The 14,885-nt window shown below is 67.0% G+C and carries 13 protein-coding genes; 9 read left to right on the top strand and 4 right to left on the bottom strand.

Annotated elements, in window-relative coordinates:
- Nucleotides 1–23 precede the first annotated feature (23 nt).
- Nucleotides 24–1,427 (top strand): MFS transporter, encoded by a 1,404-nt coding sequence (locus ABE424_RS13500; RefSeq protein WP_346492354.1) that lies wholly within the window; start codon nucleotides 24–26, stop codon nucleotides 1,425–1,427.
- Here the strand turns inward: ABE424_RS13500 and ABE424_RS13495 are convergent.
- The gene (locus ABE424_RS13495; protein ID WP_346492355.1) at nucleotides 1,401–2,174 is read right to left on the bottom strand and encodes a TatD family hydrolase; all 774 of its coding nucleotides are present in this window, start codon (nucleotides 2,172–2,174) and stop codon (nucleotides 1,401–1,403) included. The genes ABE424_RS13500 and ABE424_RS13495 overlap by 27 nt on opposite strands.
- On the bottom strand, nucleotides 2,171–2,395 hold the full coding sequence (locus tag ABE424_RS13490) for a DUF6116 family protein (protein ID WP_319212071.1): 225 nt from the start codon (nucleotides 2,393–2,395) through the stop codon (nucleotides 2,171–2,173). Before ABE424_RS13490 ends, ABE424_RS13495 begins: the two co-directional genes overlap by 4 nt.
- A 159-nt stretch (nucleotides 2,396–2,554) precedes the next feature.
- On the opposite strand from ABE424_RS13490, the gene ABE424_RS13485 reads away from it, so the two are divergent.
- The 8 genes from ABE424_RS13485 to ABE424_RS13450 all read left to right on the top strand — a co-directional run bounded on the left by ABE424_RS13485 (nucleotide 2,555) and on the right by ABE424_RS13450 (nucleotide 11,866).
- Complete coding sequence (locus ABE424_RS13485; RefSeq protein ID WP_123730792.1) at nucleotides 2,555–3,385, top strand: glycine zipper 2TM domain-containing protein; 831 nt, start codon at nucleotides 2,555–2,557, stop codon at nucleotides 3,383–3,385.
- Between the two features lie 131 nt (nucleotides 3,386–3,516).
- On the top strand, nucleotides 3,517–4,068 hold the full coding sequence (locus tag ABE424_RS13480) for a GNAT family N-acetyltransferase (protein WP_346492356.1): 552 nt from the start codon (nucleotides 3,517–3,519) through the stop codon (nucleotides 4,066–4,068).
- Nucleotides 4,069–4,158: 90 nt separating this feature from the next.
- A complete protein-coding gene (locus ABE424_RS13475; protein WP_346492357.1) occupies nucleotides 4,159–4,818 on the top strand; it encodes a glutathione S-transferase family protein in 660 nt (219 codons plus the stop codon).
- Between the two features lie 47 nt (nucleotides 4,819–4,865).
- Nucleotides 4,866–7,145 carry a thiamine pyrophosphate-dependent enzyme gene (locus ABE424_RS13470; protein ID WP_346492358.1) on the top strand — a complete coding sequence of 760 codons (2,280 nt, stop codon included), beginning with the start codon at nucleotides 4,866–4,868 and terminating at the stop codon, nucleotides 7,143–7,145.
- A gap of 3 nt (nucleotides 7,146–7,148) precedes the next feature.
- Nucleotides 7,149–9,092: an asparagine synthase (glutamine-hydrolyzing) gene (gene asnB / locus ABE424_RS13465; RefSeq protein ID WP_346492359.1), complete on the top strand. Its 1,944-nt coding sequence runs from the start codon at nucleotides 7,149–7,151 to the stop codon at nucleotides 9,090–9,092.
- Between the two features lie 167 nt (nucleotides 9,093–9,259).
- Nucleotides 9,260–9,820: an NADPH-dependent FMN reductase gene (locus tag ABE424_RS13460; RefSeq protein WP_346492360.1), complete on the top strand. Its 561-nt coding sequence runs from the start codon at nucleotides 9,260–9,262 to the stop codon at nucleotides 9,818–9,820.
- Between the two features lie 214 nt (nucleotides 9,821–10,034).
- Nucleotides 10,035–11,459 carry a replicative DNA helicase gene (locus ABE424_RS13455; RefSeq protein ID WP_121037974.1) on the top strand — a complete coding sequence of 475 codons (1,425 nt, stop codon included), beginning with the start codon at nucleotides 10,035–10,037 and terminating at the stop codon, nucleotides 11,457–11,459.
- A 191-nt stretch (nucleotides 11,460–11,650) separates the two neighbouring features.
- Nucleotides 11,651–11,866, top strand: a complete 216-nt coding sequence (locus ABE424_RS13450) for a hypothetical protein (RefSeq protein ID WP_346492361.1) — start codon at nucleotides 11,651–11,653, stop codon at nucleotides 11,864–11,866.
- 297 nt (nucleotides 11,867–12,163) lie between these two features.
- On the opposite strand, the gene lpdA is transcribed toward ABE424_RS13450, so the two are convergent.
- The gene (lpdA, locus tag ABE424_RS13445) at nucleotides 12,164–13,600 is read right to left on the bottom strand and encodes a dihydrolipoyl dehydrogenase (protein ID WP_346492664.1); all 1,437 of its coding nucleotides are present in this window, start codon (nucleotides 13,598–13,600) and stop codon (nucleotides 12,164–12,166) included.
- A gap of 60 nt (nucleotides 13,601–13,660) precedes the next feature.
- Nucleotides 13,661–14,863, bottom strand: coding sequence for a dihydrolipoyllysine-residue succinyltransferase (gene sucB / locus ABE424_RS13440; protein WP_346492665.1), 1,203 nt, complete (start codon nucleotides 14,861–14,863; stop codon nucleotides 13,661–13,663).
- Between the last annotated feature and the right edge of the window lie 22 nt (nucleotides 14,864–14,885).

The following is a 14,885-nucleotide window of genomic DNA, read 5'->3' as shown; positions in this document are numbered from 1 at the left end:
TCTCTTCTGCCTGTGGGACCCCAATGACAGCTTTTCCTGCTTCCGCGCGCGGTACGCTCTGGGCCGCCGCGCTCGGCTTCATAGTGGTGCTGCTGGACATCAGTGTGGTCAACGTCGCACTGGATGCTCTGCAGCATGAATTCTCAACCGACGTGGCCGGCTTGCAGTGGGTGGTCAATGCCTACACCCTGGCTTTCGCCGCACTGCTGCTTACCAGCGGAGCGCTGGGCGACCGCTTCGGCGCGCGCCGGCTCTATCTCTCGGGCTTGGTGGTGTTCACTCTGGCGTCGGCTGCCTGCGGGCTTGCGGGCAGTCTGCCCGTGATGGTCGGGGCCAGACTGATCCAGGGCATGGGCGCGGCGCTGCTGGTACCCAACTCGCTGGTCATGGTGCAGCAGGCATTTCCGGACAGCCAGGCGCGTAGTCGTGCCGTCGGTTGGTGGGGCGCTCTCGGGGGAGCGGCTCTGGCGGCCGGTCCCGTGCTGGGCGGAGTGCTGGTGGCGCATGCGGGCTGGCGCAGCGTGTTTCTGATCAATCTTCCGATGGGTTTGATCGGGATCTGCCTGACGCTCCGGCATGCGGCGCCGTCCGGCGGCGGACATCGGCGTGGCCTCGACTGGCGTGGGCAGGTGGCTGCCATGGTCGCACTGGCAGCGACCACCATGACCTTGATCGAGGCAGGCCAGCTGGGTTGGCAGCATGGCGTGGTGCGCGGAGGGGCGCTGTTGGCGCTCATGTCCCTCGCGGCCTTCCTCTGGATTGAAGCGCGCAGCACCTCACCGATGCTGCCATTGCATCTGTTCCGGAATCACACGTTCTCCATCGTCTCGTTGGCAGGCGTCGCGGTGAATTTCGCCTATTACGGTCTGATCTTCGTGTTCAGTCTGTTTTTTCAGACGCAGCAGCATCTGTCGCCCCAACAGACCGGGCTGGCCTTTCTGCCGATGACCCTCGTTCTGGTCGCACTCAATGTGGTGGCGGGGCGCCTGATTACGCGGCTCGGTCCCAGGTTGCTGATGTTCATGGGCCTTGCGCTGGCGGGATCGGGTTACCTGTTGTTGATGCGGGTAAGCATCGGGGGCCATTACGCGCTGTTGATCGTGCCGATGCTGATGGCGGCAGGCGGGGTCGCCTTGGTGGTCCCGACCATGACCAACGCGACGCTTGCATCGGTCGAGCGGTCGCGGGCGGGCATTGCCTCCAGCGTACTCAACTGCGCGCGACAGGTCGGCGGCATGCTGGGTGTCGCCCTGTTTGGGAGCCTGGTCGCCGATGGCGCGCCGGATGCGTTCATGCATGGCATGCACATGTCGATCGGCATGTCGGCGGGAGCGCTGTTGCTGGCGAGCGTCCTGTGCTGGTTCGGCATGCGGCCGGGGCCGCTCGATCCGTTGCGCGCTTCAGGAGAAACCGTGAAGCCCGAATAGAGTGCGCGCATTGGCCGTGGTCTGCGCGGCAACCGCCTCGGCCGGTTCCCCGCGCAGGCGTGCCACCGCCGCCAGGATCACCGGCAATCGCGCCGGCTCATTGCGCTGGCCGCGGATGCCCGCATCCGGCTGGTCCGGCGCGTCGGTTTCCAGCAGCAGCTGCTCCAGGGGCATGCTGGCTACCAGGCGGTGCAGGCGCTGGGCGCGGTCATAGGTCAACGGGCCGCCCAGCCCGATCAGGAAGCCCAGCTGGTGCAGCTGCCGCGCCTGCTCGGGGCTGCCGGAGAAGCTGTGCACCACGCCGCGCAGCCCGCCGACCTGCTTGATCGCCGCGATCACCGCATCCACCGCACGGCGCGCATGCACGATCACCGGCAGCTCGAATTCGCGTGCCAGCCGCAGCTGGCCCAGGAAGTAGTGCAGCTGGGCGTCCGCATCCAGACCCTCCACGAAGAAGTCCAGCCCGCACTCCCCAACCGCGCAGGGGCGCTCGCGTTCCAGCCACGCACGCAGTTCCTCAAGGTGTTCGGGGCGATGCTGGTCCAGGAACATGGGGTGCAGCCCGTAGGCGGGGTGCAGCCCGTCGGCCAGCCGGCAGGCGTCGCGCAGGCCGGGCCAACTGGCGGCCGTGACCGCCGGCACCACCTGCGCCCGCACCCCGGCCGCGCGGGCGCGCGCGATCACTTCAGGGCGATCCGCATCGAACTCGCCCGCATCCAGGTGGCAGTGGCTGTCGATCAACCTCACGCGCGGCGCTTGGCCGGCAGCGGCGGCGGCGTTTTGTCGCCACGTCGTTTCCAGTTGGCCAGCAGCAGCGTGCCCAGGCCGAACAGGATTTCATCCACGAACGGCAGCGGGTCCGGAATCACCAGGGTCACGGCGAACAGGGCGGCGGTGATCTTGAACAGGGTGGGGTAGCGCAGCCGACGCGCCCATTCCAGCACCGGCAACAGTATGGGATTGGACATGAGGCACTCCTGGGCAGATGCTGTAAACGCTATCACGAGCCCAAGGCTCACCGAACCTGAATGGGCGGCCGGATGTTCACGATCCGTGGAGATTCCGTTCAGGGTGGCCGTGCTGGAATTCACTCAAGAACGTTGCGGATCGTCCGCAAGGAGCCGGTTATGAAAAGTACAACTACTACTGCGTTGGTCGCTGCGGGTGCACTGCTGGTCGGCGGGATCGCCACCGCTGCCTTCATGAAGGGCGGCAGTTCCTCGCCCGATGCGGTGACCGCTGCTCAGACCCGGCCCACTCTGGACACCACGCCGCTCGCCGACGATGGCGCGCGCACTGATCAGCTGGCCATCGAAGACAAGGCTGGCAAGCTCGAGTACGCCGACATCGTCAAGGTCGACCCGCTGACCAAGAAAGAAAAGGCCTACGCCACCGTGATCGGCACCGAGCCGGTGCGCGAGACGTCCAGCACGCAGACGCCGCATGAAGTCTGCCAGGACGTGGTGGTCCAGGAACGTCTGCCGGAGCGCGACGGCAATGTCGGCGGTACCGTCGCCGGTGCCGTGATCGGCGGCCTGCTCGGCAACCAGGTCGGCGGTGGCAACGGCCGCAAGGCCGCCACGGCCGCAGGTGCTGTCGCTGGCGGCATGATCGGCAACCAGGTCGACAAGCGCCACGTCGGTGGCCGCGTGGTCAACCGTACCGAGCGCCAGTGCCATACCGAAACCGCGACCTCCGAGTCGACCCGCGTCACCGGCTACAACGTGACCTACCGCAATGAAGACGGCACCACCGGCACCATGCGCATGGCCAGCAAGCCGGGCAACCGCATCCCGATGGGCACCACCAATGCGGTCACCGGTTACAACGTGACCTACCGTTACGATGGCGCCGAGAAGACCGTGAAGATGGACAACAAGCCGAGCAGCGATCGCCTGCCGGTGATCGACGGCCAGCTGGTCACCCAGACCGCCGCACTTGATGCGAACAGGCAGTAAGTGCCTGCAGTTTGAATGCATCACCCGCACGCCGGCATCTGCCGGCGTGCTGCGTTCTGGGGGTCAGCGGTGCAGCGCGCCGAACGGTGTTCTGGGATCATCTGCGTATACCCGCACTCACAGAGGACGCCATGAGCATTTTCGACCTCCGGCTGGAGACCGACCGTCTGATCCTGCGCCCACCGCGCGCCGAGGATTTCGATGCCTTCCTGCGCTTCTGTTCGGATCCGGAGGTGATGCAGCACCTCGGTGGCGTGCAGGCACCGTCGCAGGCCTGGCGCAGCTTCAGCTGCCTGGTCGGCAGTTGGCACCTGTATGGGTTTTCGATGTTTTCGGTGATCGAAAAAAGCAGTGGCGACTGGGTCGGCCGCATGGGTCCGTGGCAGCCGCTGGACTGGCCGGGCACCGAGGTCGGCTGGAGCATCCGCCGCGAGAGCTGGGGCAGGGGCTATGCACCCGAAGCCGCCGCGGCCAGCATGGACTGGGCGTTCGACACGCTCGGCTGGGAAGAGGTCATCCACACCATCGATGCCGCCAACGAGAATTCCAAGGTCGTCGCGCGCAAGCTGGGCAGTTCGCTGTTGCGGATGGGCGAGCTGCCGCCGCCGCATGCCGGCACGCCGATCGAGATCTGGGGCCAGTCGCGCCAGCAATGGCAGCGGCGACGCGCCACGCAGCGGTGATGCTGCACCCGCGCTTGGCAAAGGCGATGCGGTGAGGCCAGACTCGGCATCGCGGGCAGGCCGCCCGCGATGCATGGCCAAGAGGGTGCGATGACGTCGTTGCGGGCTCCATTGACGGTGTACGGCATGTCCGTGTCGGGCAACTGCCACAAGGTGCGGATGCTGCTGGAGCAGCTGGGCACGCGCTACCACTGGGTCGAAGTCGACAGCGCGCACGGCCAGACCCATACGCCGGATTTCCTGGCGATGAATCCCAACGCCAAGGTGCCGCTGGTACAGCGCGACGACGGGCGCGTGCTGCCCGAATCCAACGCGATCCTGTTCTGGCTGGCGGAGGGCACGCCATATCTGTCCACCGATGGCTGGGAGCGCGCGCAGACGCTGCGCTGGATGTTCTTCGAGCAGTACAGTCACGAGCCCTGCCTGGCGGTCGCACGTTTCATCAGCGGCTGGACGCCCGTGGACTCGCCGCGCCGCAACGAGCTGCCGCGCCTGCGCGAGCGCTCGGCGCAGGCCCTGGCGGTGATGGAGGAGCACCTGGCCACGTCGCCATGGTTCAGTGGACGGGCCTACGGTATCGCCGATATCGCGTTGTTCGCCTACACCGATGTCGCGGCGGACGGCGGCGTCGCGCTGTCGCCGTACCCGGCGGTCCAGGGCTGGCTGCAGCGCGTGCGCGAGCAGCCGCGGTTCGTGCCCATGCCCACGCCGCTGCCGGAGGTGCAGGCCCTGTTCGCGCAGTCCATCTGAGGTCCATCCGGTTGTCCACATCCGCAACACGTCACGGAGGGTGATGCATGTTTGCCGTGGTTCCCGATCCGATTCCCGCACGCATGAAAGGCCTCAACCGGGCCGAGATCTGCGATGCCAATTTCATCGATTTCGTACAGCAGTGGCGCGGCGATCCCGCACCGACGCCCGCACCCGGCAGCCCCATCCTTCCGGGCAGCACGCTGGATGCACAGGGCTTTGCCGACCTGTTCGAGTCGCAGCTGATCAGCCGCCATCTGGACCTGATGGCGCGTGTGCTGCGCGTCCAGAACAAGGTCTTCTATACGATCGGTTCGTCCGGCCACGAGGGCAATGCGCTGGTGGCGCGGCTGGCCCGGCACACCGATCCGGCGTTCCTGCACTACCGTTCCGGCGGTTTCATGGCCGAGCGCTTCCGCAAGCTGCCGGGCATGGACCCGGTGATGGATGCGGCGCTTTCGTTCGCGGCCAGTCGGGACGATCCGGCCAGCGGTGGGCGCCACAAGGTGTGGGGCAGCAAGCCGCTGTGGGTGCTGCCGCAGACCTCGACGATCGCGTCGCACCTGCCCAAGGCGCTGGGGACGGCGCTGGCCATCGAAAGCGGGCGGCGCATCGGCCACACCCTGCCGATTCCCGACGACAGCGTGGTGATCTGTTCCTTCGGCGATGCCTCGGCCAACCACGCCACCGCGCAGACCGCGTTCAACACGGCGTCGTGGGCCGCCTACCAGCGCCTTCCCGCGCCGATCCTGTTCGTCTGCGAGGACAACGGCATCGGCATTTCGGTCAAGACACCCGATGGCTGGATCGCGCAGAGCTTCGCGCACCGCCCGGGCCTGGACTACTTCTTCGCTGACGGTCTGGATCTGGTCGAAGGGCATGCGCAGGTGGAGCGCGCGCTGGCACATTGCCGGCAGACGCGGCGCCCGACCTTCCTGCACCTGCGTACCACGCGTTTGATGGGCCATGCCGGTACGGATTTCGAAATCGAGTGGCGGCCGTTGCCGGAGCTGTGCGCGGCCGAGGCCAGCGATCCGCTGCTGCGCTCGGCGGCGATCGCGATGGCGTCCGGCTGGATGACGGCCGGGCAGGTGCTCGATCTGTACGAGCGCGTGCGCGTGCGCTGTTTCGCTGCGGCCGCCGAAGCGGATCGACGCCCGAAGTTGTCGGCGCTGGCCGAGGTCATCGCGCCATTGGCGCCGTATTCGCCGGCGGCGGTGCATGCCGAAGCCACGCGAATGGCCGGCGATGAGGCGCGCGCCGCTGCATTTGGCGGTCCGGCGCAGTTGCCGGAAACACAGCCGCCGCGCCATCTGGCGATACAGATCAACCAGGCACTGCACGATCTGATGGCCAAGTACCCGTCCACGCTGCTGTTCGGCGAGGACGTCGCGCAGAAAGGCGGGGTGTACACGGTCAGCAAGGGCCTGCTCAAGGCCTTCGGGCCGCGCCGTGTGTTCAATACCCTGCTCGATGAAACCATGATCCTGGGCATGGCGCAGGGCCTGGCCAACCTGGGCATGCTGCCGATCCCCGAGATCCAGTACCTGGCGTATCTGCACAATGCGGCGGACCAGCTGCGGGGCGAGGCCTGCTCGCTGCAGTTCTTCTCCAACGACCAGTACCGCAACCCGATGCTGGTGCGGATCGCCGGGCTGGGGTACCAGAAGGGCTTCGGCGGGCATTTCCACAACGACAACTCGATCACCGCGCTGCGCGATATTCCCGGGCTGGTGGTCGGCTGTCCTTCGCGCGGCGACGATGCGGCGATGATGCTGCGCACGTTGGCGGCGCTGGCGACCGTCGATGGCCGCGTCGCGGTGTTCCTCGAGCCGATCGCGTTGTACATGACCAAGGACCTGCACGCGCCCGGCGATGGCCAGTGGCTGTTCCCGTATCCGGCCGCCGACCAGGCACTGGTGCTCGGCGAGGGCCGGGTCTACGCGCCGGAGGCCAGTGACCTGGTCATCTTCACCTATGGCAACGGCGTGCCGATGAGCCTGCGCACGGCACGGGCGATCGAGCAGCAGCTGGGCTGGCAGGTGCGGGTGGTCGACCTGCGCTGGCTGGTGCCGCTCAATGCGGGTTTCATCGCCGCGCAGGCCGCCGATGCCCAGCGCGTGCTGGTGGTCGATGAAGGCCGGCACAGCGCCGGGGTGGGCGAGGGCGTGATCACCGCGCTGGTCGAGGCGGGGCTGGGGCACCTGCCGATCCGGCGGGTATGCGGCGCCGATACCTACACGCCGCTGGCGGGGGCAGCATTGTGCGTGCTTCCAAGCGACAATGCGGTATTGAACGCCGCCCTCGCGCTGGCGCAGGACCCTTGATACATGTGTGGATTGGCAGGCATGCTGCTGCCCGCTCCGGCAAGAGAGCAGGCAGCACTGGAAGAACAGGCGCGGCGCATGGGCGACGCATTGGTGCACCGCGGCCCGGATGACAGTGGGGTGTGGGCCGATGCCTCGGCCGGCATCGCGCTGGCGCATCGCCGGCTGAGCATCCTGGACCTGTCGCCGCTGGGCCATCAGCCGATGACCTCGGCCGATGGCCGCTACGTGCTGGCCTACAACGGCGAGGTCTACAACTTCGCCGAGCTGCGCGCCGAGCTCGAAGCCCTGGGGCATGGATTCCGCGGCCATTCGGATACCGAAGTGCTGCTCGCCGCCATCACCGAGTGGGGCTTCGACGAGACCCTGCAGCGCAGCAACGGCATGTTCGCCATCGCTCTGTGGGACCGCGCCGAGCGCTGCCTGTGGCTGGCCCGCGACCGCGTCGGCAAGAAGCCGCTGTACTACGGCTGGGCCGGTGAAACACTGGTGTTCGGCTCCGAGCTCAAGGCGCTGTGGCAGCATCCGGCCTTCGACAACGAGGTCGACCGCGATGCGCTGACCCTGTTGCTGCGGCTGGACTACATCCCGGCGCCGCACTGCATCCACGAGCGCTGCTTCAAGCTGATGCCCGGCCGCGTGCTGCGGCTGGATGCCGAGGCGGTCGCCGCCGGCGCCGCCGCCCATCGCCCGGACCAGTTGCAGCAGCCGTTCTGGAATGCGCGCGAGCGCATGCAGCAGGCGCTCGCCGCGCCCTTCACCGGCAACGAGGCCGAGGCCGAAGAGCGCCTGGATGCCGTGCTGCGCGACGCGGTCGCGCTGCGCATGGTGGCCGACGTGCCAGTCGGCGTGTTCCTCTCCGGCGGCACCGATTCCTCGGTGGTGGCCGCCCTGATGCAGGCGCAGTCGAGCCAGCCGGTGCACAGCTTCAGCATCGGCTTCACCGGCTCGGACCATGACGAGGCGCCGCTGGCGAAGTCGCTGGCCCAGCACCTGGGCTGCGATCACACCGAGCTGTATGTCAGCGGTGCCGACGCGCTCGCGGTGGTGCCCAGCCTGCCGGCGATGTTCGACGAACCCTTCGCCGATGCCTCGCAGGTGCCCACGGCGCTGGTCGCCAAGCTGGCGCGGCAGGGCGTGACGGTGGCGCTGTCGGGCGACGGCGGCGATGAACTGTTCTTCGGTTACACCCGCTACCAGCGGGCGATGCGCAACTGGCGCCTGCTGGGCAAGGTGCCGGCGCCGCTGCGGCGCTGGATGGCCCGCCACGCGCACACGCAGGGCGAGGCCTCGCGCACCGGCGGCCTGGCTGCGCTGCTGGCCGAGTCCGGCGCGCGTGGCATTGGTGATGTCTACCGCAACCGTATTTCGCGTTGGCGCGACCCGGTTGCCGCCGTGCGTGGCGCGCAGGCGGCCGGCAGCTTCTACGACCTGGCCGATCCGCTGCACGGCGCCGGCTCGCCGGCGGACGCGATGATGCTGGCCGATTTCAGCACCTATCTGCCCGACGACCTGCTGTGCAAGGTGGACCGCACCAGCATGGCGGTCAGCCTGGAGGCGCGTGCGCCGCTGCTGGACTGGCGCGTGGCCGAGTTCGCCTGGTCGCTGCCGATGGCGATGAAACAGCGCGACGGGATCAGCAAGTACCTGCTCAAGCGCGTGCTGGGCCGCTACGTGCCGCAGGACATGGTGCACCGGCCCAAGCGCGGCTTCGGTGCCCCGGTCAGTGCGTGGCTGAAGGGCGACCTGCGCGGCTGGGCCGATGAGCTGCTGGATCCGGCGCGGCTGGCCGAGGAGGGCGTGTTCAACGTCGAGGCGGTCGCCCCGCTGTGGCAGCAGTTCAAGCAGGGCGAGCGCAAATGGCACACCCATCTGTGGAACGTGCTGATGTTCCAGGCCTGGCAGGCGCATTGGCGCAACGCACGCGCCGACGTGACACGCGCATAGCGCCGCCTGTGCTGTCGGGTCTGGGCGGAAGGCAGCCACCCATGGGGTGGCTCTACCGGATGTGGTGTCGGCTGTAGAGCCACGCCATGCGTGGCTGACGCCGCCTTCACCGTTGCCGAAGGTAGGCCCGCCTAGGCTGGTCCTTTCCCCCGAACGGAGATGACGTGATGGCCGAATACAAGATCGCGGTACTGGTCGGCAGCCTGCGAAAGGGCTCCCACAACAAGGTGCTGGCCCGCGCGCTGGAGAAACTGGCGGCCGGCAAGGCGGTGTTCTCCTACGTGGAGATCGGCGACCTGCCGCTGTACAACCAGGATTTCGACAAGGACTACCCCAGCCAGGGCGTCCGCCTGAAGCAGCAGATCCGTGACGCGGATGCGGTGCTGTTCGTCACCCCCGAATACAACCGCTCGGTCCCGGGCGTGCTCAAGAACGCCATCGATCTCGGATCGCGCCCGTATGGCGACAGTGCCTTCGCCGGGAAGCCGGCGGCGGTGATCGGCGCCTCGATCGGCGTGATCGGCACCGCGCTGGCCCAGCAGCACCTGCGCAACATCCTGGCCTACCTGGACATGCCGGTGCTCGGCCAGCCCGAGGCCTTCCTGCACTTCAAGGAAGGGCTGATCGACGAAAACGGCACGATCAGCAACGCCGGCACCCAGGACTTCCTGCAGGGCTTCGTGGACAAATTCATTGCCTGGGTCGGCACCCACGGCGGCACGCACTGATCCACCGCGAGCGGGTCATGCTTCTGCGATAATGGCGTGGACGGACGTCGCAAGGGCGTCCGTCGCACGCGATGCGACGGCTCCGGCCGATCGTACCGGCAGGCGCCGGTATCCCCAGCTCATCCACTGTTTATCCACAGGTTTGTGCATGGCTGCGGGGCTCCCCGCGTGCCTACCATGTCCCACGCCTCACATTGCAGGAAGTACGCCCCCCATGTCCGCCCGTTCTGGCTTCCGTTCCGACCGCAAAGACCGCGGTGACCGCTTTGATCGCGATGAGATGCGCATCGACGCCCTGCGCGTGCCGCCGCATTCGATCGAGGCCGAACAGGCGGTGCTGGGCGGGCTGATGCTGGCCCCGGAGAGCTATGACCGGGTCAACGACCAGCTGACCGAAACCGACTTCTACCGCCGCGATCACCAGATGATCTACCGCGCGATCCGTGAGCTGTCCGAGCGCGACCGTCCGTTCGATGCGGTGACCCTGGGCGAGTGGTTCGAATCGCAGGGCAAGATGGAGCTGGTCGGTGACGGCGCGTACCTGATCGAACTGGCCAGCACCACGCCGTCGGCCGCCAACATCAGTGCCTACGCGGAAATCGTGCGTGACAAGGCGGTGCTGCGGCAGCTGATCCAGGTCGGTACGGACATCGTCAACGACGGCTTCCAGCCCGAAGGCCGCGAGAGCAGCGAGCTGCTCTCGGCAGCGGAAAAATCCGTGTTCGCGATCGCCGAGCAGGGCGCACGTGGCCGCACCGATTTCGTGGCGATGCCCGGCGCGCTGAAAGACGCCTTCGAAGAGCTGCGCAACCGCTTCGAGAACGGCGGCAACATCACCGGCCTGCCGACCGGTTACACCGATTTCGATGCGATGACCGCCGGCCTGCAGCCGACCGATCTGATCATCCTGGCCGCGCGCCCGGCAATGGGCAAGACCACGCTCGCGCTGAACATCGCCGAGTACGCCGCGATCAAGTCCAAGAAGGGCGTGGCGGTGTTCTCGATGGAAATGTCGGCCTCGCAGCTGGCGATGCGCCTGATTTCCTCCAACGGCCGCATCAACGCCCAGCGCCTGCGTACCGGCCAGCTGGAAGACGAGGATTGGAGCCGGGTGACCGGTGCGATCCGGATGCTGAAGGAAACGAAGATCTTCATCGACGATACGCCGGGCGTGTCGCCGGAGATCCTGCGTTCCAAGTGCCGCCGCCTCAAGCGCGAGCACGACCTGGGCCTGATCGTGATCGACTACCTGCAGCTGATGAGCGTGCCGGGCAACAGCGAAAACCGCGCGACGGAAATCTCGGAAATCTCTCGATCGTTGAAGGGCCTGGCCAAGGAGCTGAACGTGCCGGTGATCGCGCTTTCCCAGCTCAACCGCTCGCTGGAAACGCGTACCGACAAGCGCCCGGTGATGGCCGATCTTCGTGAATCCGGCGCTATCGAGCAGGATGCGGACATGATCGTGTTCATCTACCGCGACGACTACTACAACAAGGAAACGTCGCCGGACAAGGGCCTGGCCGAGATCATCATCGGCAAGCACCGCGGCGGCCCGACCGGCTCGTGCAAGCTCAAGTTCTTCGGTGAGTACACCCGGTTCGACAACCTGTCGCACGATTCGGTGGGTTCGTTCGAATAACGCCGAAGGCGTTACGGTAGTGCCGGCCGCTGGCCGGCTCCTATGGACCTGTCATCGGGCAGAGCCGGCCAGCGGCCGGCACTACCGTTTTATCGGCTTATTGCCGGTTTCGTCGCAAACCCATTGCAGCGCGCCCCCGGCGCGCGCGATGGTGGTCTCCGGGCGGCAGGTGCCGCCAACGGAGACCGACGATGAAGACCCTGTTCGCCCTGGGCGTGTGGTGCCTGCTGTTCGTGCTGTGCTGGCCGCTGGCGCTCCTGGCCTTGGTGGCGTGGCCGTTCGTGTGGCTTATCAGCCTGCCGTTCCGCTTGGTGGGCATCACCTTCTCGGCGCTGTTCGCGTTCCTGCGCGCGCTGTTCATGCTGCCGGCGCGGGTGCTGAGCGGCGGTCGCGTCGCGACGGCCTGAGGCCCCCAAGATCGGGGGTAGTGGCCGGCGCGGGGCGGGGGGGGGGTTGGGGACAGAAAACAGGGGCGCGCCCGCCGCCGCCCCACCCCCAAGGGCGGCTGCTCTTTCTGTCCGGAATACGTGGAGCCGGCCAGCGGCCGGCACTACCCATGGCGCGGAGCCGGCCAGCGGCCGGCACTACCCATGGCGCGGAGCCGGCCAGCGGCCGGCACTACCCGGCGGCAGCGGTCGACGTCACCGACCGCCCACAAAAAAACCCCGCCGAGGCGGGGTTTTTCGTTACGCCACCAACAGGGCTCAATTGGCCTTGTGGATCGCGCGCTTGCTCACGGCCATCGCGGCGTCATGCACCACTTCGGACAGCGACGGGTGGGCGTGGCAGATGCGCGCCAGGTCGTCGGCCGAACCGCTGAACTCCATGGTCAGCACGCCTTCGTGCACCAGCTCGGAGACGTTCGCGCCGACCAGGTGCATGCCCAGGATGCGGTCGGTCTCGGCATGCGCCAGGACCTTCACGAAGCCGGTCGGCTCGATCATCGCCACGGCACGGCCGTTGGCGGCGAACGGGAAGCTGCCCGCCTTGTACGGGATGCCTTCGTCCTTGAGCTGCTGCTCGGTCTTGCCGACCCAGGCCAGCTCCGGCTCGGTGTAGATCACCCACGGGATGGTGTCGAAGTTGACGTGGCCCGGCAGGCCCGCGATCAGCTCGGCCACGGCGATGCCTTCCTCGAAGCCCTTGTGTGCCAGCATCGGGCCGCGCACGCAGTCACCGACCGCCCAGACGCCATCGACGCCGGTGTGGCAGTGCGCGTCCACTTCGATCTGGCCACGCTCGTTGATCTTGACGCCGGTGCCTTCGGCCAGCAGGCCCTTGGTGGCGGCGCGACGGCCGACGGCCACCAGCAGCTTGTCCACGATCAGGCTCTTCTCGCCTTCACCATCGGTGTAGGTCAGGGCGACTTCCTTCTTTTTGCCCTTGCCGGTCACGTCGGCCTTGGAGACCTTGGCGCCCAGGCGGATGTCCAGGCCCTGCTTCTTGAATTCCTTCAAGGCGGTCTTGGCCACTTCGGCATCGGCCGCGGCCAGGAAGTCCGGCAGCGCTTCCAGGATGGTCACTTCCGAACCGAGGCGCTTCCAGACGCTGCCCAGCTCCAGGCCGATCACGCCGGCACCGATCACGGCCAGGCGGGCGGGGACTTCGGTGAAGTCCAGGCCGCCGACGTTGTCGACGATGGTCTCGCCGTCGAACTTGGCGAACGGCAGTTCGATCGAATCCGAACCGGCGGCGATGATGACGTTGGTGCCCTTCAGCTCGACTTCCGAGCCGTCGTGCTGCTTCACCTTGACGATGTTGCCCGGCTGCAGTTCACCGAAACCGTAGTACGCGGTGACCTTGTTCGCCTTGAACAGCATGGCGATGCCGCCGGTGAACTGCTTGACGATCTTGTCCTTGCGGCCAACCATCGCCTCGACGTCCATCTTGGCGTCCTTGAAGCTGATGCCGTGGTCGCCAAAGATGTGGCCCATGTTCCAGAACTGGCGCGAGGAATCCAGCAGCGCCTTGGACGGGATGCAGCCCACGCGCAGGCAGGTGCCGCCCAGGGCCGGCTTGCCGTCCTTGCCCAGCGCAGCGTCGATGCAGGCGGTCTTCAGACCCAGCTGCGCGGCGCGGATGGCGGCATGGTAGCCGGCCGGACCGGCACCGATGACGACGACGTCGAATTGTTCAGCCATTGATAGTTCCTTGTTTCTTTACCAGAACCCCTCCGCGCAGGCGCGGAGGGGTGGGAGGTCTTACAGGCCGAACAGCATGCGGCCCGGGTTTTCCAGCTGGTTCTTGATGTCCACCAGGAACTGGACCGAATCCTTGCCGTCGATGATGCGGTGATCGTAGGACAGCGCCAGGTACATCATCGGCGCGATCACGACCTGCCCGTTCTGGGCGATCGGACGTTCCTTGATGGCGTGCATGCCCAGGATGGCGCTCTGCGGCGGGTTGATGATCGGGGTCGAGAGCAGCGAGCCGAAGGTGCCGCCGTTGGTCACGGTGAAGGTGCCGCCCTGGAGTTCTTCCAGGCTCAGCTTGCCGTCACGGGCCTTCTTGGCGTAGTCGGCGATGGTCTTTTCGATGTCGGCGAACGACATGCGCTCGACGTTGCGCAGCACCGGGGTCACCAGACCCTTCTCGGTGGACACGGCGATCGAAATGTCGGAGTAGCCGTGATAGATGATGTCGTCACCATCGATCGAGGCATTGACCAGCGGGAAGCGCTGCAGCGCGTTGGCGGCGGCCTTCACGAAGAAGCTCATGAAGCCCAGCTTGATGCCGTGGGCCTTGACGAACTCGTCCTGCAGATCCTTGCGCGCGGCCGAGACCTTGGACAGGTCGACCTCGTTGAAGGTGGTCAGCATGGCGGTGCCGTTCTTGGACTGCATCAGGCGCTCGGCGATGCGCTTGCGGATGCGGGTCATCGGCACGCGTTCTTCCGGACGTGCGCCACCGGACTTGCCGGCGCCACCGTTGCGGGCGAAGTTGACGATGTCTTCCTTGGTCACCGCGCCGCGACGGCCGGTGCCGTCCACGTCGGCCGGGTTCACGCCTTCGGTGATGGCGGTGAAGCGCGCGCCCGGGGGCAGGGCGTCGGCGCTGGACTTGGCAGCCGGGGCCGGCGCTGCGGCAGCAGCCGGAGCGGCGGCCTTGGCCGGGGCGGCCTCGGCCTTCTTCTCTTCAGCAGCCGGCGCCGGGGCATCGGCCACGGCGCCTTCTTCGATGATGGCCACGATCTGGCTGGAGGTCACGGTGGCGCCCACCTCGAACTTGATCTCCTTCAGCACGCCATCGACCGGCGACGGCACTTCCAGGACGACCTTGTCGGTTTCCAGATCAAGCAGGTTTTCATCGCGCTTGACGGCATCGCCGACCTTCTTGTGCCAGGTGGCGATGGTGCCGTCGGCGACGGATTCGGGCAGTACCGGGGCTTTGACTTCGGTGGCCATGCGGGAGCTTCCTGGTTTGTCT

Origin of the sequence: Stenotrophomonas sp. TWI1149 (assembly GCF_039673155.1) — a bacterium.
Lineage (GTDB): Bacteria > Pseudomonadota > Gammaproteobacteria > Xanthomonadales > Xanthomonadaceae > Stenotrophomonas > Stenotrophomonas maltophilia_AA.
The sequence above is the reverse complement of the archived record's forward strand: the minus strand, read 5'-3'. Positions and strand labels throughout refer to the sequence as shown.